The following is a 17,340-nucleotide window of genomic DNA, read 5'->3' on the forward strand; positions in this document are numbered from 1 at the left end:
GCATGCGGGACGCACGCTGCAGCTGGTGGAGTGGACTCATGGACATGGTGGTGTTGACAGGGGTCGGGCTCCTCACCGGGGTGACGACGGTGCTGTTCGGGTTCGGCGGCGGATTCGTCGCGGTGCCGGTCGTGGTGTGGGCCGACGCCGCACTCGGCGGGGACGCGATGCGGGTGGCGACGGCCACCTCGGCCCTGGTGATGGTGGTGAACGCGGGGTTCGCCACCGCTGTCACACCGCGACGGGTGCTCGTCGCGCTCCGGGGCAGTGGTCCGCTGCTGTTGCTCCTGGCGGCCGGCGCCGCCGCCGGTGCGCTCGTCACGCGCCTCGCGCCCGCCGGTCCGGTCCGCTGGGCGTTCGTCGCCTACGTCGCCCTGACCGTCGCCGATCTGCTCCTGCGCCCCGGCTTCCTGCGTGCGCCCGGCCGGGTCGGGACCACCTCGGACGCCCCGCGTCCCCTGCCCGCCTTCCTCGGCGCGCCGGTCGGTGCCGTCGCCGCGTTCCTCGGCGTGGGAGGCAGTGTGATGACCGTGCCCGCGATGCGGCGGGCCGGACACACCATGCGGACGGCGACGGCGCTCGCCAATCCACTGACCCTCGCCATCGCTCTTCCGGCCGCCTTGGTGTCCCTGGGCGCCGCCACGGTCCCCGCCGCCACGGACGCGCATACGCACCTGGTGGGGCTCATCGACGTACGGGCCGCATCGGCGCTGCTCCTCGGAGCTCTGCCGGTGATCGCCGTGCTGCGACGCCGCCCGCCGCGGATCCCCGACCGCGCCCACGCATGGGCCTACACCGGGCTGCTCATCGCCGTGACCGCGGCGATGCTGGGCTCTGCCTGAGGGCTGTCCCGTCGTCAGATGACCTAGGGGCAGCGGCGATGTACGGCTCGACCTCCGCGACCGGCCGGAGGCCGAGGCCGTCGGACGGGCGGCAGATCTGCAGGACGGGCTGCATCACGTCACCGGGCCCCGGGGCCCTCCGTGCTCTCGCGCAGGACGAGACGGTGGGCCACCACGCGGTCCTGAGGTGCCTGGACACCTGGCCCCCCGGGGTCGGCTTCCTGCGGGCTCCGCGCGGCCGCTTCCCCGATGCGGTGGTGCAGGAGCTGGACGGCGACCCTGGCCACCGCCGCCTTGTCGGGCGCCACGGTGCTCAGCGTCGGCACGCTGAACCGGCCGCCCTCCACATCGTCAAAACCGATCACCGCCACGTCCTCCGGCACGCGGAGGCCGTGTTCATGGAGGGCGCGCAACGCCCCCAGGGCGAGCTGGTCGTTGAGGCACAGCAGACCGTCCGGCCGCAATCCCGCACGCAGGGCCCCGGCCACCGCCCGGGCGCCCGCCGGCATCCTGAAGTCGTCCACCGCCAGCAACGCGTCCGGCTGGCGGGTGAGACCCTCCTCGGCCAGGGCGGCGAGGTAGCCACGTGTGCGGGCCTCCGCGGTCCCCAGGCCGGGGGCCTCGTGGCCACCGACCGCGAGGATGTTCCGGCGCCCGAGGCCGATCAGATGCTCGGTGGCCTGGCGCGCGGCCTTCTCGTTGTCGATCGCCACATGGTCGGCCCCTTCCTCCAGCAGCTCTCCGAGCAGCACGGTCGGCGGAACACCCACCCGCTGACGGAGGTCGTCCGCGGTGAGGGCGAGCGGGCTGAGGATGATCCCGTCGACGAAGTCGGAACCGAAGCCGGCGAGCGCGGCCAGCTCGTGCTCTCGGTCCGCCCCGCTCTGATGGATCAGCACCGTGAGGGAGAGCTGCTCCGCCTCACGGATCACATGCCGGGCGAGCTCCGCGAAGTACGGGACGTCCAGCTCGGGAACCACGAGGGCGATGATGCCGGTACGGCCCTTCCGCAGGTGGCGGCCCGCCAGGTTCACCCGGTACCCGAGGTGGTCGATGGCTTCCCGGACCACGCGCCGGGTCCGGTCGGAGACATGGACGTAATCGTTGATCACGTTGGACACGGTCTTCTCCGACACCCCGGCGTGCCGTGCGACGTCCTTGATCCTGGGCCGTGCCACGACCGACCTCCCTGCCATCGAGCGCTGCCGAGTTTACGTCCCGGCCTCCCGGGGGCCGACGCGGGCTTCCCGACGCGGTGCGATGCACGCCCGAAGGTGTCGAACACCCGTACCGTCCGAACTCTTTACAGCCAATGTACATCGATGTAAAAACATGTGACCGCACTGTTTCAGCCAGTGCGGCCACCCACCTGCCGTGTGCGGTGGACCCGCCCACGCCGGGCGGTCCTCCGCCGATCCGGCATGAGCGTCGGCCGTCGAAAGGTCCGCGATGAGTTCTTCGTCCCCCGCCCATGAGGCGTCGGCCGCGCCCGGCTACGGCCCGGCACCCGGGATCGGCCGTCGCCGCTTCCTCCGTTACGGAACAGCCGGGGCGGGCGCGCTGCTCGCCATGGGGCCACTGGCCGGGTGCTCCTCACCGGCCTCCGCGTCCGACGCCTCGTCCCTCAGCGTCTGGGACCTGTTCCAGGGCGGTGACGGCATGCTGATGAACGACATGATCAAGGCCGTCTCCGAGGGACCGGAAGGCTTCGACATCGATCGCACGATCCTCGACTGGGGGCCGTCGTACTACACCAAGCTCGCCATGTCGGCCGCGGGCGGACGGTCCTCCGACGTGGCGGTCCTGCACCTGTCCCGGCTGGCCGGCTACGCCCCCGGCGGGCTGCTGGACCCCTTCGACCTCGATCTGCTCGCCGAGTTCGGCGTGACCGAGAAGGACTTCACACCGGCCGTCTGGGCACGTACGAAGCACCAGGGGGGCGTCTACGCCATCCCCTTGGACGTCCACCCGTTCATCGTCTTCTACGACAAGGACGTCGCCGCGAAAGCCGGGCTTCTCGATCCGAAGGGCGAACTCGCCCCCATGGGTTCACCGAAGGCGCTCCTGGAGGCGGGCAAGGCCCTGGCCGACGTGACGGGGAAGTCCGGCATCCTCTTCGGCCATGTCACCGACACCGCCCAGAGCTGGCGGCAGTTCGCCGCGTTCTACGCGCAGACCGGCGCCGCCTTCACGCTGCCGGACGGCGGTCCGGCCGAGATCGACACCGACGCCGCGGTACAGGTCGTGTCGTTCATGCAGCAGATCTTCGACGGCAGGACCAATCCCAACAACCTGGACTACAACAGCGCGCTGGCCGGGTTCCTGGGCGGGCGCGGCGGGATGGCCATGCTCGGGGAATGGGAGCTGCCGACGCTCCAGAAGTCCGGCATCCCGCTGGGAGCCGCTCCCTTCCCTCAGGTGTTCGACCGGCCCGCCGTCTACACCGACTCCCACAGCTTCGTCCTGCCGCACCAGAACAGCCCCGACCCGGCACGCCGCCGGGAAGCACACCGCTACGTCGCGCAGATCCTGAAGCAGAGCCTGACCTGGGCGACCGCCGGGCACATCCCCGCCTACCAGCCCGTGCTCGCCGAGCCGGAGTACGCGGCTCTGGACCCGCAGTCCTCCTACGCCGACGCGGGCAAGGTGGCGGTCCTCGATCCGCCGAACTGGTTCGCCGGGGCGGCTTCGAACTTCCAGAACCGCATGTGCCAGCCCCTCCAGTCGGCGCTGCTCGGCAACACCTCCGCCGAGAAGGCGGTGCGGCAGATGGTCCGTGAGGCGAACACGCTGCTGCGGCAGCCCAACCCGGTGGCCTGACCGAGCAGAAGGAGTTTCCGACGTGACCACCACCACGCCCATCGGCGCCCCCGCGCCCACCGGCGAACCACCCCTCGCCGCTGCTCCCCCACGCCGCTCCCGCCGGCGCGGTCCGGGTCTGCTCTTCGTCCTGCCGTTCGCGGTCCCCTTCGTGCTCTTCCTGGTGTGGCCCGTGGTCCAGGGCCTCTGGATGAGCTTCACCGACAGTTCCCTGGCGCTGCGCGACACGTCGTTCGTCGGGTTCGACAACTACGCCGAGGCGTTCGGCGACCCGGACGTCTGGAGCAGCCTCGGCAACACCGTCTTCTTCACGGCCCTCTCCAGCGTTCCCCTGGTGCTGGTCGCGCTGGTCATGGCGCTCCTCGTGCACAGCGGACTGGCCGGTCAGTGGGTGTGGCGGCTGTCCTTCTTCGTGCCCTACCTCCTGCCGGTGACCGTCGTGACCCTCATATGGACCTGGCTCTACCAGCCGGACGTCGGCCTCGGCAACGAACTGCTCGGGGCGCTCGGTCTCGAACCCGTCGGCTGGCTGTCCGACGAGGCCGTCGCGATGTGGTCGGTGGCCGCGCTCACGGTGTGGTGGACGGTCGGCTTCAACTTCCTGCTCTACCTGGCCGCTCTGCAGTCCCTGCCGACGACGTACGACGAGGCCGCCGCGCTCGACGGCGCCGGCGCCTGGCGCCGCCTTTGGTCCGTCACACTCCCGCAGCTGCGCAGGACCACCGTGCTGGTCGCCATGCTCCAGATCCTCGCGTCGCTGAAGGTGTTCGACCAGATCTACATCCTCACCAAGGGCGGCCCCAACGGCTCGACCCGCCCCATCCTCGAGTACGTCTACGACGTCGGGTTCACCGGCTACCGCCTGGGCTACGCCTCCGCGGTGTCCTACGTCTTCTTCGCCCTCGTCATCGTCGTCTCGCTCGCGCAGCTCCGTCTCTTCCGCCAGGAGGACTGACCGATGTCCACCACCGCAACCACCCTGCGGAACCGGCGCCGCCCACCCAGGGACCCGTCCGGATCGCCCCTGCTCCTCGGCCACGGCCGGCTGCCCCGCGTCCTGGCCGGCACCGCGCTCACCGTGCTGGCGGCCGTGTGGCTCCTGCCCTTCCTCTGGGCGGTGGCCACCTCCCTCCAGAGCGAGCAGGACGTCGCGAAGCCGGGCCTTTCACCGTTCAAGGGCGCCTTCACCCTGTCCGCCTACGAGCAGATCCTCGAACGCGGAAACGTGCTCCTCTGGGCGGCCAACAGTTTCCTGGTGGCGGGACTGGTCACGCTGATCACCGTCGCGATCTCCACCCTGGCCGCCTACGGCTTCTCGCGTGGCACCTTCCGCGGCCGGCGTGGCCTGATGGCAGTGACCGTCGCCGCCGTCATGGTCCCGCCGCAACTGCTCGTGGTGCCCCTGTTCGAGCAGATGCTGATGTTCAACCTGGTGGACACCTACGCGGCGGTGATCCTGCCCCAAGTGGTGGCGCCCATGATGGTGTTCATCCTGAAGCGGTTCTTCGACGGCATCCCCCGGGAGCTGGAGGACGCGGCCCGGCTCGACGGCGCGTCCGAGGTGCGTGTCTTCCGGTCGGTCGTGCTGCCGCTGTCCCGGCCGATCGTGGCTGCCGTCTCGATCTTCGTGTTCATCGGTGCCTGGAACAACTTCCTGTGGCCGTTCATCGTCACCAACGATCCCGGCCTGATGACGCTCCCCGTGGGGCTGGCCACCGTCAAGGACGCCTTCGGCATCCAGTACGCCCAGGCCATGGCGTCGGCACTGCTGGCGGCGCTGCCGCTGGTCGTGGTCTTCCTGCTCTTCCAGCGCCGCATCGTCAGCTCGGTCGCCACCACCGGGCTCGGCGGATCCTGATCCGTCCCGCCCGTCCCTTCCTCCGTACCACCCCGGGGCCGGCCCTTCACCGCCGGCCCGACGACCCACTGGAGCACGCGTGCCCATGCACTCCGTACCGCGCCCGGAGTACCCGCGACCGCAGTTCGTCCGTCGCGACTGGCTCAACCTGAACGGCCTCTGGCAGTTCGAGACCGACCGAGGGGACAGCGGTCTCGAACGGGGTCTCCTCACCCGTGAGCTGGACGGGGAGATCCTCGTTCCCTTCCCGCCGGAGTCCGTGCTGTCGGGTATCGGCGACACCGACTTCCTCGAGGCCGTCTGGTACCGGCGTGTGCTCTCGCTGCCCGCCGAGTGGGCGGGACGCCGGGTGCTGCTCCACTTCGGGGCCGTCGACCACGACACGACCGTCTGGGCGAACGGCACCGAGGTCGCGCGCCATCGTGGCGGCTTCACCCCGTTCTCCGCCGATCTCGGCGACATCGCGGGCTCCGGACAGGACGTGGTCGTCACCGTCCGGGCGCGCGATCCCCGCTCGGGCCCGCAGGCCCGTGGCAAGCAGGCGGTCCAGTACGCCAACCACGACTGCAACTACACGCGGGTCACCGGTATCTGGCAGACCGTCTGGCTGGAGCCCGTCCACGAGGTGCACCTGCGGCGCCCGCGGATCACCCCCGACCTGGCCGGTTCCGCCTTCCACCTGGAACTCCCGCTGTCCGGCAGCCTGCCGGGCCACCGGGTGCGCGCCGTCCTGAGCGACGGGGACGGAGAGGTGTGCCGGGCCGAGGCGCGCGCCGACCTCGGCCTCGCACCCCGCCTCCACCTGCCGGTCCCGGAGGACAGGCGGCGCGAGTGGGGTCCGGATGACCCGCATCTGTACGGCCTCCGGCTCGAACTGACCGACGGACGGGGGGAGCTGCTCGACACGGTGGAGAGTTACGCCGGGCTGCGTGCCGTCGGAGTGCGGGGCAAGGCGGTGACCCTCAACGGGCGCCCGCTCTTCCAGCGGCTCGTACTCGACCAGGGCTGGTACCCGGACGGCCTGATGACCGCACCGACCGACGAGGCGCTGGTCCGCGACATCGAGCTCGCGATGGACGCGGGCTTCAACGGGGCCCGGCTTCACCAGAAGGTCTTCGAGGAGCGCTTCCTCTACCACGCGGACCGCCTCGGCTATCTGGTCTGGGGCGAGTTCGGGGACTGGGGCTGTGAGACGGGCGGCTCCTCGGGAAACAACCAGCAGCCCGACGCGTCCTACGTCAGCCAGTGGCTCGAAGCCGTGGAGCGCGACTACTCGCACCCCTCGATCGTCGGCTGGTGCCCGCTCAACGAGACGTACCAGAAGCTGCACGACCGCATCACCGGGCTCGACGACGTCACCCGGGCCATGTTCCTCGCCACCAAGGCGCTGGACACCACCCGGCCCGTGATCGACGCGTCCGGCTACGCCCACCGGGTCGCGGAGACCGACATCTACGACGCCCACAGCTACGAGCAGGACCCGGAGGCCTTCCGGCAGCTGATGTCCGGACTGGCCAAGGGCGAGCCGTTCGTCAACGCCTACGAGAACGGGGCCTCCTACTCGCAGCCCTACCGGGGGCAGCCGTACTTCGTCAGCGAGTTCGGCGGCATCTGGTGGAACCCGGAGGCTGCCGCGGAACAGTCCGGCGAGGACCGCACGCTGTCCTGGGGCTACGGCGAGCGGGTGCGGAGCGAGGACGAGTTCCACGCGCGCTTCAGCGGTCTCACCGGCGTCCTGCTGCGGGATCCGGACATGTTCGGCTACTGCTACACGCAGCTGACCGACGTCTTCCAGGAGGAGAACGGCGTCTACCGCTTCGACCGCTCCACCAAGCTGGACGTGGAACGCGTCCGCGCCGCCCAGTCACGCCCGGCGGCCATCGAGGAGCGGGACGGTCACTGACGCACCCGGGCTCAGGCCTCCTCGCGGAGGCCTGAGCCCTCCCGGTGGTGTACGCCGCGTCTGCGGCGGCCGATCGGTATGAGGGATCAGGGGCCGGCGTGGCCGGTGATCCACTCCACCAGGGCAACCAGGGTGGACTCCGCGCTGTCGGCCATGTGGTCGCGCAGCGCCTCGATGTCCTCGCGGGTGTCGCCCAGGACCGGATCGGTGCGCAACAGCTGCCAGGACTGCTGGACGACGCTGCCGCCGCCCTGTTCGCTGAAGTGCCAACTCCAGCGCACGATGCCGTGGTCGGCACCGCCGACGACAAAGGCGAACGCGGTCCCCGGGGTCCCGGGCCGGGGACGGCCAGACCCTGCGGATACCTACCCCATCAGGGTGCGGCACGGATCGCCGTGGGTGCGCATACTCGGAGCCATGAACAAGCACGGGCAACTCGCCGACTTCCTCCAGGCACGCCGAGCCCAGTTGCGACCCGAGGACGTCGGGCTGCCGACCTACGGCGAGCGGCGCCGGGTACCGGGGCTGCGGCGGGAGGAGCTCGCGATGCTCGCGGGCATCAGCGCTCCCTACTACACCCGCCTGGAGCAGGGCCAGTCGCGCAACGCCTCCCCCGAGGTGCTCGACGCCATTGCGCGGGCTCTGCGACTGGACGAGTCCGAGCGTGCCCATCTGCTCGCCCTGGCCCGTGCACCGAGAGGAGGCCGATCCGCGGGCCGACCGCGGGCCGAACGCGTCACCCCGGCCACCAGCGCCCTGCTGGCAGCCATCGACGGTACACCCGCCATCGTCATGGGCCGCCGCAGCGATGTCCTGGCCTGGAACCGTCAAGGCCACGCTCTGTTCGCCGGCCATCTCGATCCGAGCAGCCCCGACGACCCGGGCCGACGACCCAACATGGCCAAGCTGGTGTTCCTCGACGCCCACACCCGTGACCTCTACACCGACTGGCCCGCCAAGGCCAGGGCCGTGGTGGGCAACCTGCGCCTGACAGCCGGCCGGTACCCGGACGATCCGCAACTGGCCGGACTGATCGGCGAGCTGACCATGCGCAGCCCGCAGTTCGCCACGATGTGGGCCGACCACCGGATCCAGGCCTGCGACACCACCGACTACGAGATGCGCCACCCCCTGGTCGGAACCCTGACAGTCACCCAGCAGACGCTCCAGAGCCCGCAGGGCGACGGTCCCGTCCTGGTGGTGGCCACGGCCGACCCCGACTCCCCCTCGGCGACAGCCCTGGCCCTGCTCGCCCACACCACCGTCACCACCCACGCCCTCGCGCCCCAGGGAGCGGCCCAGCCGTCCCACGACGCCGAGCCCCGCACCACCGGCTGACCCAGGCAGGCCGACACCGCTGCGTGCGCGCCCGCCGTAGCGCCGCCCGGCTGCCCCCTGCCCGCGTACTCCCGCGCCCTCCGGCCGCACGACCGCCCCGCGGTGCAGCTTCCGCATGCCCGAAACCAATAAGGGAACACCATGTCCGAACGAAGCATCACGAGCACCGTGTCGGCGGTCCTCGTGGCCGCGGCAGCCATCATGGGTCGACAAGGGCACCCTCCTGCGCATTCCCGTCGGCGCCCGCAACCGCGCCGGAAAGCCGCAGGTCAAGGCAGCGGGCCTGGTCGGCATCGACGACTTCACCTTCACCGGGCGCGGCGACCAGGTCCTGGCCGCGCTCAACGGCCCCAACAAGGTCGTGCTCATCCGGCCCGACGGCACCAGCGCCACCCTCCTCGACGCCGCCGACGGACTGCAGGGCCCGACCTCCGTCGCCGTGCACGGCAATGACGTGGCCGTCCTCAGCGCCGCCTACAACTCCGCCACCGATCCCAACCTGCTCCGCGCCCACCTGCGCCGCGGCCACCTGTAACACCCGACCCACTGACGACACAGGAGTACACACCATGAGCGACATGATTCTCGGCGATGTCGAGGTGACCCGCGTCGAGGAGATGCACGGACCGATCGGCATGACCCCGGACGTCTTCTTTCCCGGCTCGCCGAAGCAGGACTGGGACGAGCAGCGGTCCGCGCTCGTCCCGGACTTCCTCAACGCGGAGACCGACATCTGCGAGGTCGCCGTGCAGACGTGGGTCCTGCGCAGCGAGGGCCGGACCGTACTGATCGACACCGGCGTCGGCAACCACAAGGAGCGGCCATACGTTCCGTCCTGGGGTCATCTGGAACTGGACTTCCTCGGCAACCTCCAGCGGGCGGGCGTGGACCCCGACGACGTCGACATCGTGGTCAACACCCATCTGCACGTCGACCACGTCGGCTGGAACACTCGTCTGGAGGGCCAGTCCTGGGTGCCGACCTTCCGCAACGCCACCTATCTGATGCCCAAGGCCGACTTCGAGTTCTGGAACCCGGCAGACAACCCGAAGATCGCCGGCGGGGTCAACCAGAACGTCTTCGAGGACAGCGTCGCTCCAGTGCACGCGGCGGGCCAGGTCCAGCTCTGGGAGTCGGGTCACGTGATCGACGGCAATCTGCGGCTGGAGGCCGCACCTGGCCACACACCGGGATCGAGCATCGTGAAACTGGCGTCCGGTTCCGAGCGCGCGGTCTTCGCCGGCGACCTGATGCACTCCCCCTTCCAGGTCATGCAGCCGGACCACAACAGCTGCTTCTGCGAGGACGCGGAGACCGCCCGCAAGACCCGTCACGAGTTCCTCGGCTGGGCCGCTGACTCCAACGCGCTTGTCCTGCCCGCCCATTTCGCGGGACGCGGCGCGCTGGAGGTGGAACGGCGCGGCGGCTCGTTCGGCATCAAGCGGTGGGCCCCGCTCGACCGGCTCTGACAGCCGGGCGGTCCGCGGACCCGGGGGTCGTACCCCGGGTCCGCGGTCCACCCTCGCCCCCACCACGGACAAGGACACGAGATGGCATTCCCTGACCCCTCCCCGAACGTCAGCACCACCTCGGGTACGGTCCGAGGCCGCCGCCACGCCGACGGCACCACGTTCCTCGGCGTGCCCTACGCCGGCGCCCCGGTAGGAGCCGGCCGCTTCGCCCCGCCGCAGCCGCACGAACCCTGGAACGGCGTCCGGGACGCCACCCGGCAGGGCCCCACCGCACCACAGCCCCGGCGAGACAGCTTCGGCGCTCTCGACATGTCACCGTACTTCGGTCCGGGCTGGATCCACGGCGACGACTACCTCACGCTCAATGTCTGGGCTCCCGAACCCCGGTACAGCCCGGCCCCGGTCATGGTCTTCGTCCACGGCGGCGGATTCGTCGCCGGTTCCTCCCACTGCGAGCTCTACGACGGCCGGGGCTTCGCGCGGGACGGCGTCGTACTCATCACCGTCAACTACCGCCTCGGCATCCCCGGCTTCCTGCACCTGGACGACGCGCCCGACAACCGCGGCATGCTGGACATCCTCGCCGCACTGCACTGGATCCAGGACAACGTCGCCGCCTTCGGAGGCGACCCCGCCAACATCACGCTCTTCGGCCAGTCCGCCGGCGCCATCCTCGTCAACGGCGTCCTGGCCGACCCCGCCGCACAGGGACTCATCCACCGGATGATCGTCCAGAGCGGGACCGGCACCGGTGCCTTCACTCCCGACCAGGCCGACCGCGTGACGGACGAGGTCGGCCGGCAACTCCGGCGCCCGCCCACAGCCATGGCCCTGGCCGATCTGTCCGACGAGGAACTGGTCGCTGTCATACCGCAGTTGGGCTCCGTGGACCTCCGCACCCGGGACGCCTTCCACCCCCTGGGCGGAATCACGCCCTTCAGCCTCGTCCTCGACCGGCAGCCCGCCGACGCCATCGCCGCAGGAGGCGGGGCCGAGGTCGACCTGCTCATCGGCTCGAACACGGAGGAAGGAAACCTCTACCTGGCCCCTCACGGCCGGTTGACCGGCACCAGCGATGAAGACCTCCTCCTGACCGCCGCCCAGTCCCACCCGCACCCCTCCGTCCTCGTCCAGGAATACCGGAGCCGGCACCCCGGCGCGTCCAACCCCGAGCTGCACTCCGCGATCGTCAGCGACGCGCTCTTCGGAAACGGCACCCGGCGCACAGCCACCGCCCACGCCACCGCACACCCCGCCAGAACGTTCCTCTACGAGTTCGGCTGGCGGTCCGACGCCCTCGAAGGACGACTCGGCGCCGCCCACACCATCGAGCTGCCCTTCGTCTTCGACAACGTCCGGCTCCCCGGCCTCCACGGCCCGCAGGCGCTGCTCGGCTCCGCGCCCCCGCCCGCCGACCTCGCAGAGCGGATGCACCGGACCTGGATCCGATTCGCCACCACCGGCGACCCCGGATGGCCTCCCCACGAAACCCGGCGCCCCCGTGCTATGCACATCGCCGGTACCTGGACCTGGCAGTAACCAGCAGGCCACTCCGGCGTGGACGGGCACGGCGTGGAAGGGGGCCTTTTCCACTGGTGCCTTCCACACGTAGGACAACGCTTGCGAGCCTGCCGCGGGTGGCAGACGAGCCTCACCCGGCGTGCCGCTTCCCAGGATCACCGCGCCGCGAAGGTGAAGTGCGGCGAGGACGCGGTGTCAGGGCCGGCCGGCCCGCGCGGCGGCCTCCTCCAGGCCGGCGACGGTCCCCGACATGATCGTCCGTACGTGCCTGGTGATGTGCTCCACGGGCCAGTCCCACCACGCCACGGCGAGGAGCCGGGCGATGTCCGCGGCCTCGTAGCGGGTGCGGATGAGCCGGGCGGGGTTGCCGCCGACGATGCCGTAGTCGGGGACGTCGCCGGTGACCACGGCGCCGGCGGCGATGATCGCGCCGTGACCGATGCGCACACCGGGCATGACCGTGGCACCGTGGCCGAACCACACGTCGTTGCCGACCACCGTGTCGCCCCGGCCGGGCAGGCCGGTGATCAGGTCGAAGTGCTCCGCCCAGGAGCCCCCCATGGTGGGGAACGGGAAGGTGGAAGGACCGTCCATACGGTGGTTGGCGCCGTTCATGATGAACCGGGTGCCCGTCCCCAGCGCGCAGTACTTTCCGATGACGAGCCGCTCAGGACCGTAGTGGTAGAGCACGTTGCGCGTCTCGAACTCGGTCGGTTCGTCCGGATCGTCGTAGTAGGAGAAGTCACCGGCCTCGATCAGCGGCGACTTCACCAAGGGCTTGAGCAGGACCACGCGCGGGTGCTCGGGCATCGGGTGGAGCACGGTGGGGTCGGCGGGGACGGGCGGCATCGTGGAGGCGATTCCTCTCCGGTGGACCTAGAGCGACAACTGTCGCGTTAAGATGCTGACACAGCCCTGCCGCCTCGATCAACCGGATACTGGATTACCGATGACAGACCCGTCGGCCACGACGTCGGACCGCCGCCCGGGCGGCCGCACCGCTCGCATCCGCGCCCGGGTTCTCGACGCGGTGCGCGCCGAACTCGCTGAAGGCGGTCACGAGGGACTCACGATGGAGGGTGTCGCGACGCGGTCCGGAGTGCACCGCGCCACGGTCTACCGGCGTTGGCGCGATGTCGGCGGCCTGCTCGTCGACGTCATCGACGCCGCCGGCGAGATCGACTGGCAGCCACCGGACACCGGCTCGCTGCGCGGCGACCTGACGGCCCTCAACCAGGAGATCCAGGAGTCCCTGGTCGTGCAGCCGTCGTTCGCCGTCGCCCTGATGGCCGCCTCGTTCCACTCCGAACAGGCCGCGCGGGCCCAGACGCAGCTGTGGGCGGACCGGTACGCCCGGTGCGAGATTCTCGTCGAGCGCGCCACCGGCCGGGGCGAACTCCCCGCACAGCACACGGACGCGCGGAGCCTGCTGATCGCCGCCACGGCGCCGCTCTACCACCAGCTGGTACTCCTGCGTGCCGAGGCGGATCCGCGACTTCCGGAACGGGCCGCGCAGGCGGCAGTCCTCGCGGCTGTCGCGGGTGCGTTCCGCGTCGGTCGGGAAGAGGGCGTGTGACACGGATCCGACACCCCCGTCGGCACGGTGGCACGCACACCCCCCGGCCGAACTATGGTGAGGCACCAGACCTGGGACGACGAGGGGGACACGATCAACACCGCCGAGACGGGACGGCACCCGCTGGACCCCGCCAGCGTCCTGAACGCGAAGAACACCCTCCTCGAGCTCCTCGGCCGCGCAGGAGTGTTCCGGGGCGAGGCCGAGGAGCTGCTGGCGCTCGTGGAGGCCGGCGCGATCGCCGACGCGCACGGGGCGGTCGCCAAGACGGAGGGCCCCCCGGCCGCGAGCGGGGAGCTGTACGGCGCCGGCTGGCACGACGGCGCGCGCGCCGTCGGCGAGGGGCTCCTGCGCGTCGCCGAGCACGCGCTCGATCGTGCCATCGGCCAGGCGACGTCCGGCTCGGTGGAGGGCTCAGCACGAGGCCGCCACCCCGTCGGGAGGGTGGACGTGGAGCGTGCGAAGGTCGCCGTGACACCGCTCTACCTCGCGTTCACCACCACCTCGGACCTCGATCCCGAAGTGTCGGACGAGGTCCTCACCGCCGTACTAGGCACGATGAGTGTCGTGGGACGGGTCGGGTACGCCGGACAGCTGGAGCGGTTCACCGAGGCCCGTCGACAGCGGCTGGACCGGCTGTACACGCGGTACGGGCCGGACAGCCGCATCGCCGTCCACGGCCGCTACTCCCTCCTCCACTCCCCCGCGAGCATCGCCGTACTCGAACGCCTCACCGGCGCACCGGCGGCCCTCCGGGCGGAATGGGAGGACGCGGAACTGCCGCCGGCCTGGCTGGAAGGGCTCGCGACCGCCTGGGACACCTCGGAGGACCCGCCGGGCTGAGCGCCCGTCCCCGCCAGGACCTGCGCGGCCGACGCGGGGCACCTGCGGTCCGCAGGTGCCCCGTGTCGGCGGGACCGGAGCCTCAGCTCAGAGGTTCCACCCGGATGTTGCGGAACCGAACCGTGTTCCCGTGGTCCTGGAGCCTGATCGCTCCGGCCGACGGGCCCTCCGGCACACCGGCGCCGGTCGGTCCGTCGATCGTCACGTCGTCGTGGACCTTCTGACCGTTCCACACCACCGTCACGCGCGCGTCGGCGGTCTTGCGGCCGCTGTCGTCGAAGCGCGCCGCCCGGAACGTGATGTCGTACGTCTGCCACGTCTCCGGGGCCGTGCCCGCGTTGATGTCCGGCGCCCTCTTCTCGTAGATCGCCCCGGCCTCGTTCGGGTCGAGGGTGGTGTCGCCGTACGAGTCGAGGACCTGGAGCTCGTAGCGGTCCTGGAGATAGATGCCGCTGTTGCCACGGTCCTGGCCGGTGACGTCGTCCGGCAGCAGTGGCACCCGGAACTCCAGCCGCAGCCTGAAGTCCTGATAGGCCTCCTTGGTCCGGATGTCACCGCAGCAGACCTCCATCGACTGCTCCGCGGCCTGCGGCCATTCGACTCGGCGGCCGTCCGTGTGCTGCCACTGCTCCTGGGAGGCGGTGGTTCCGTCGAAGAGGGAGACGGTGGCCCCGTGCGGACGCACGGTGATCAGGTCGAGGTTGACATGACCGGTGTCGCCGGGTTCGAAGCGGTACGAGAGGGTGTTGGGCCCGGCGTGCAGGCGGATCCGCTCGGTCTGCGTCGACCAGTCGTCCCAGGTGCCGGTCGAGGCGAGTTTCGTCTGTCTCAGCTTCTTCCCGTTGACGTAGAGGGAGAGGGACTTGGCGCCCTGGAAGGGGTCGGGCCCGTTGGCGTAGCGCAGGTTCACGTCGTAGTCACCGACCTCGGGAACCGATACGTCGAAGGTCGTGGCGGCCCGGCCCTCCGTGTTGTAGCGGTCGACGAAGCCGCTGCCCGAGTAGCCGGTGTGGTCGGTGTGGACGCCGGCCGTGCCGGTGAGCCGTGCCTCCTCCGCCTCGTACAGCGTGGCCGGCGGCGGCTGCTTCCCGGGCAGGGCGTTGAGTGTGTACCAGGCCTCCGTGCTCCACAGCTTCTCGCCGGACGCGGAATCGAAGGGGCGCGGGGAGCGCAGATGTACGACATGGCCGGGCTTCAGCCCGTCGAGACGCAGCTGCACGGTGCGGCCGTCGTCGGAGAGGGTCGCCGAGCGTACGGCCAGCCGCTCCTCGGCGATCTTCGGACCGCCGTAGTCGGACGTGGGGGTGTAGCGCCACTGCTCCGCCTGGTAGTGGGACGTCAGCTCCTGCGCGGTGGCCTCAGACAGCGGTTGGGTGTACTCCAGGTCGAAGCCGCCGGGAACGGCGCGCATCTCCTTGACGTCGAAGGTGTTGCCGCCGTTGGGGGTGAGCTTCTGGAGGCCGAACTTCAGCTTCCCCTCCTGGCCCCAGTTGCCGTCGGCCCCGAGGCCACCGGCGTATATCGCCCCGTCGGGCCCCATGGTGATGCGGTTGACTCCTGCTTCGAGTCCCTGCGTGTAGCGGAACACGGCTCCCTGGTACTGGCCTTTCACCTTTTCCAGGTAGCCACGCTGGAGCCCGCCGTAGGTGACGTCGCCGAACAGCATCTGGCCGGCGAAGCGGCCCTCCGTCAGGTACAGCGGCGTGCTGGGAGAGTTGCCGATCTCGTTCTGCGGCAGCCAGAGCACCGGCTGGGTGACGGGCTGGTTGTCGAACTGGCCCGACGGCTGGGTGTAGTGGTTGAAGAAGCGGTCCTGCTTGATCTGGACGAGCTTCGACGCGGGCAGCCAGCCACCCTGGTTGTCCGTGGTGAAGATGGAGTTGCCGGGGCCCCATCCGATGCCGTTCGGGGTCCGCAGCCCGCCCGCGATCGCATGGATCCTGCCCGTCTTCTTGTTGACCTTGTACGTCGTACCGCGGCCCTTCGCCGGCTGCGGAGTGGTGGTCGCACCGCCGTAGTCGATGGCGACCGACAGGTTCACGTAGAAGTAGCCGTCGCGGTAGAGCAGTCCGAACGCGAACTCGTGGAAGTTCCCGCCGTACGGCCAGGTGGCGACCGTGCGGTACTCGTCGGTGACGGAGTCCTCGTCCGTGTCGACGAGTTGCGTCAGCTCGTGCTTCTGCGAGACGTACAGCGAACCGTCGACGTACTTGATGCCCATCGGCTCACGCAGGCCCTCGGCGGCCTTCTTCACCGTCACCTTCTCGCGGCTGGTGTCACCGGTGACATGGTCGAGGATGTACACCTCGCCGGTCACGTTCTCGGAGCCGCCCCACGTGGAGAGTGCGAGCCGCCCGTCGGGCAGCCAGTCCATCCCGGTGACCTGTGGCTCGAACCCCTCCGGCCGCAGGTCGGTGAGGTCGAGGTCGGGCCGCACATCGGCGAGCGGCAGGCCGTCACCGGGGCTGTCCGCGCCCGACTCGCACTCCTTGCGGCCCGGAGCGGTGACACGGACGACCCCGGCGTCGGTGCTCAGGGCCTCGCTCGGGACGACGCCGAAGTCGTCCGTGCCCGGCGGCTTCCATGCGAGCGTCAGCTGCTGCTCGCCGCCGCGCTCGAAGTAGTCGACCCGGAACGGATGGGATCCCGCGGTGAGCTGGGCGGATCCGTCCTTGGGCTCGGCACCGTGCAGACCGTCGTGGTCGATGACCTCCCGGTCGTCGATGGTCAGCCGTGAGCCGTCGTCGCTGTTGAGACGGAAGGCGTACGTCCCGTCGGCGGGGACGACCAGATAGCCGGAGACCTCGGCCACGAAGTTGTCGGCGTAGCCGCCGAAGTCGTCCACCGTGGACCAGTCCACGGTGGGCATCAGCTTGTCGTGGTTGGGCGTCTGGCCCGGTTTGAGTGTGCACAGCGTGCTGAGTGGCACCTGGGTGTCGAAGACGCGCAGGGTGACACCGGGTTCCTGGGGCGGGATGTCGTCGGGTGCGGCGGCGGCCGGGTGGCCGGCCCAGACGCCTCCCGCGAGGAAACCTCCGACGAGCAGGGTGGTGAGCTGTCTTCGGGCACGTCGGAACAGCCGTGAATGCATCGGTCCTCCAGAAGGGGGCACTCCGGTCGGGCTGCACTGATCCGCGAAATAGCACTACGCCACGGTGGCGCCGCCA

15 protein-coding genes are annotated in these 17,340 nt (G+C 70.5%); 11 read left to right on the forward strand and 4 right to left on the reverse strand.

Translation table 11 applies throughout. From position 1 onward, the window contains the following. Positions 1-38 precede the first annotated feature (38 nt). A complete protein-coding gene (locus tag ACIREO_RS13340; RefSeq protein WP_404108366.1) occupies positions 39-842 on the forward strand; it encodes a sulfite exporter TauE/SafE family protein in 804 nt (267 codons plus the stop codon). A 119-nt stretch (positions 843-961) separates the two neighbouring features. Here the strand turns inward: ACIREO_RS13340 and ACIREO_RS13345 are convergent, their stop codons facing one another. Beyond that, positions 962-2,020: a LacI family DNA-binding transcriptional regulator gene (locus ACIREO_RS13345; RefSeq protein ID WP_404108368.1), complete on the reverse strand. Its 1,059-nt coding sequence runs from the start codon at positions 2,018-2,020 to the stop codon at positions 962-964. Positions 2,021-2,291: 271 nt separating this feature from the next. Between ACIREO_RS13345 and ACIREO_RS13350 the strand changes: the two genes are divergently transcribed. The 4 genes from ACIREO_RS13350 (at position 2,292) to ACIREO_RS13365 (ending at position 7,423) form a co-directional block, all read left to right on the forward strand. After that, positions 2,292-3,662: an extracellular solute-binding protein gene (locus ACIREO_RS13350; RefSeq protein ID WP_404108371.1), complete on the forward strand. Its 1,371-nt coding sequence runs from the start codon at positions 2,292-2,294 to the stop codon at positions 3,660-3,662. 22 nt (positions 3,663-3,684) lie between these two features. Continuing rightward, positions 3,685-4,617 carry a carbohydrate ABC transporter permease gene (locus tag ACIREO_RS13355; RefSeq protein ID WP_404108374.1) on the forward strand — a complete coding sequence of 311 codons (933 nt, stop codon included), beginning with the start codon at positions 3,685-3,687 and terminating at the stop codon, positions 4,615-4,617. Between the two features lie 3 nt (positions 4,618-4,620). Further along, complete coding sequence (locus ACIREO_RS13360) at positions 4,621-5,520, forward strand: carbohydrate ABC transporter permease (protein ID WP_404108377.1); 900 nt, start codon at positions 4,621-4,623, stop codon at positions 5,518-5,520. An 85-nt stretch (positions 5,521-5,605) separates the two neighbouring features. Further along, entirely contained in the window at positions 5,606-7,423 is a 1,818-nt protein-coding gene (locus tag ACIREO_RS13365) for a glycoside hydrolase family 2 protein (RefSeq protein WP_404108380.1), read from the forward strand. 86 nt (positions 7,424-7,509) lie between these two features. Here ACIREO_RS13365 and ACIREO_RS13370 read toward each other — a convergent pair whose 3' ends face one another. Beyond that, complete coding sequence (locus ACIREO_RS13370) at positions 7,510-7,704, reverse strand: hypothetical protein (RefSeq protein WP_404108382.1); 195 nt, start codon at positions 7,702-7,704, stop codon at positions 7,510-7,512. Between the two features lie 136 nt (positions 7,705-7,840). Between ACIREO_RS13370 and ACIREO_RS13375 the strand changes: the two genes are divergently transcribed. From ACIREO_RS13375 to ACIREO_RS13390, 4 genes are all read left to right on the forward strand, one after another. Continuing rightward, positions 7,841-8,761, forward strand: coding sequence for a helix-turn-helix domain-containing protein (locus ACIREO_RS13375; protein WP_404108385.1), 921 nt, complete (start codon positions 7,841-7,843; stop codon positions 8,759-8,761). A gap of 115 nt (positions 8,762-8,876) precedes the next feature. Next, complete coding sequence (locus tag ACIREO_RS13380) at positions 8,877-9,296, forward strand: hypothetical protein (protein WP_404108388.1); 420 nt, start codon at positions 8,877-8,879, stop codon at positions 9,294-9,296. 34 nt (positions 9,297-9,330) lie between these two features. Beyond that, positions 9,331-10,230 carry an MBL fold metallo-hydrolase gene (locus tag ACIREO_RS13385; protein WP_404108390.1) on the forward strand — a complete coding sequence of 300 codons (900 nt, stop codon included), beginning with the start codon at positions 9,331-9,333 and terminating at the stop codon, positions 10,228-10,230. 81 nt (positions 10,231-10,311) lie between these two features. Beyond that, entirely contained in the window at positions 10,312-11,772 is a 1,461-nt protein-coding gene (locus ACIREO_RS13390) for a carboxylesterase/lipase family protein (RefSeq protein WP_404108393.1), read from the forward strand. Between the two features lie 177 nt (positions 11,773-11,949). Here ACIREO_RS13390 and ACIREO_RS13395 read toward each other — a convergent pair whose 3' ends face one another. Beyond that, entirely contained in the window at positions 11,950-12,603 is a 654-nt protein-coding gene (locus ACIREO_RS13395; RefSeq protein WP_404108395.1) for a CatB-related O-acetyltransferase, read from the reverse strand. Positions 12,604-12,703: 100 nt separating this feature from the next. Here ACIREO_RS13395 and ACIREO_RS13400 point away from each other — a divergent pair, with 100 nt between their 5' ends. Together ACIREO_RS13400 and ACIREO_RS13405 are read left to right on the forward strand one after the other, a co-directional pair. After that, positions 12,704-13,330 carry a TetR/AcrR family transcriptional regulator gene (locus ACIREO_RS13400; RefSeq protein ID WP_404108398.1) on the forward strand — a complete coding sequence of 209 codons (627 nt, stop codon included), beginning with the start codon at positions 12,704-12,706 and terminating at the stop codon, positions 13,328-13,330. Positions 13,331-13,384: 54 nt separating this feature from the next. Next, positions 13,385-14,173: a hypothetical protein gene (locus ACIREO_RS13405; RefSeq protein WP_404108400.1), complete on the forward strand. Its 789-nt coding sequence runs from the start codon at positions 13,385-13,387 to the stop codon at positions 14,171-14,173. A gap of 82 nt (positions 14,174-14,255) precedes the next feature. Here the strand turns inward: ACIREO_RS13405 and ACIREO_RS13410 are convergent, their stop codons facing one another. Further along, the gene (locus tag ACIREO_RS13410; protein WP_404108403.1) at positions 14,256-17,264 is read right to left on the reverse strand and encodes a family 16 glycoside hydrolase; all 3,009 of its coding nucleotides are present in this window, start codon (positions 17,262-17,264) and stop codon (positions 14,256-14,258) included. Positions 17,265-17,340: the final 76 nt, after the last annotated feature.

The organism is Streptomyces sp. NPDC102441 (assembly GCF_044765585.1).
Lineage (GTDB): Bacteria > Actinomycetota > Actinomycetes > Streptomycetales > Streptomycetaceae > Streptomyces.

Bases quoted from the DNA above. Each gene is read 5' to 3' on its own strand.
- ACIREO_RS13395 (WP_404108395.1), bottom strand. From the start codon at position 12,603: ATGCCGCCCGTCCCCGCCGACCCCACCGTGCTCCACCCGATGCCCGAG.
- ACIREO_RS13340 (WP_404108366.1), top strand. From the start codon at position 39: ATGGACATGGTGGTGTTGACAGGGGTCGGGCTCCTCACCGGGGTGACG.
- ACIREO_RS13400 (WP_404108398.1), top strand. From the start codon at position 12,704: ATGACAGACCCGTCGGCCACGACGTCGGACCGCCGCCCGGGCGGCCGC.
- ACIREO_RS13375 (WP_404108385.1), top strand. From the start codon at position 7,841: ATGAACAAGCACGGGCAACTCGCCGACTTCCTCCAGGCACGCCGAGCC.
- ACIREO_RS13405 (WP_404108400.1), top strand. From the start codon at position 13,385: ATGGTGAGGCACCAGACCTGGGACGACGAGGGGGACACGATCAACACC.
- ACIREO_RS13360 (WP_404108377.1), top strand. From the start codon at position 4,621: ATGTCCACCACCGCAACCACCCTGCGGAACCGGCGCCGCCCACCCAGG.
- ACIREO_RS13350 (WP_404108371.1), top strand. From the start codon at position 2,292: ATGAGTTCTTCGTCCCCCGCCCATGAGGCGTCGGCCGCGCCCGGCTAC.
- ACIREO_RS13380 (WP_404108388.1), top strand. From the start codon at position 8,877: ATGCCCGAAACCAATAAGGGAACACCATGTCCGAACGAAGCATCACGA.
- ACIREO_RS13410 (WP_404108403.1), bottom strand. From the start codon at position 17,264: ATGCATTCACGGCTGTTCCGACGTGCCCGAAGACAGCTCACCACCCTG.
- ACIREO_RS13390 (WP_404108393.1), top strand. From the start codon at position 10,312: ATGGCATTCCCTGACCCCTCCCCGAACGTCAGCACCACCTCGGGTACG.
- ACIREO_RS13365 (WP_404108380.1), top strand. From the start codon at position 5,606: ATGCACTCCGTACCGCGCCCGGAGTACCCGCGACCGCAGTTCGTCCGT.
- ACIREO_RS13385 (WP_404108390.1), top strand. From the start codon at position 9,331: ATGAGCGACATGATTCTCGGCGATGTCGAGGTGACCCGCGTCGAGGAG.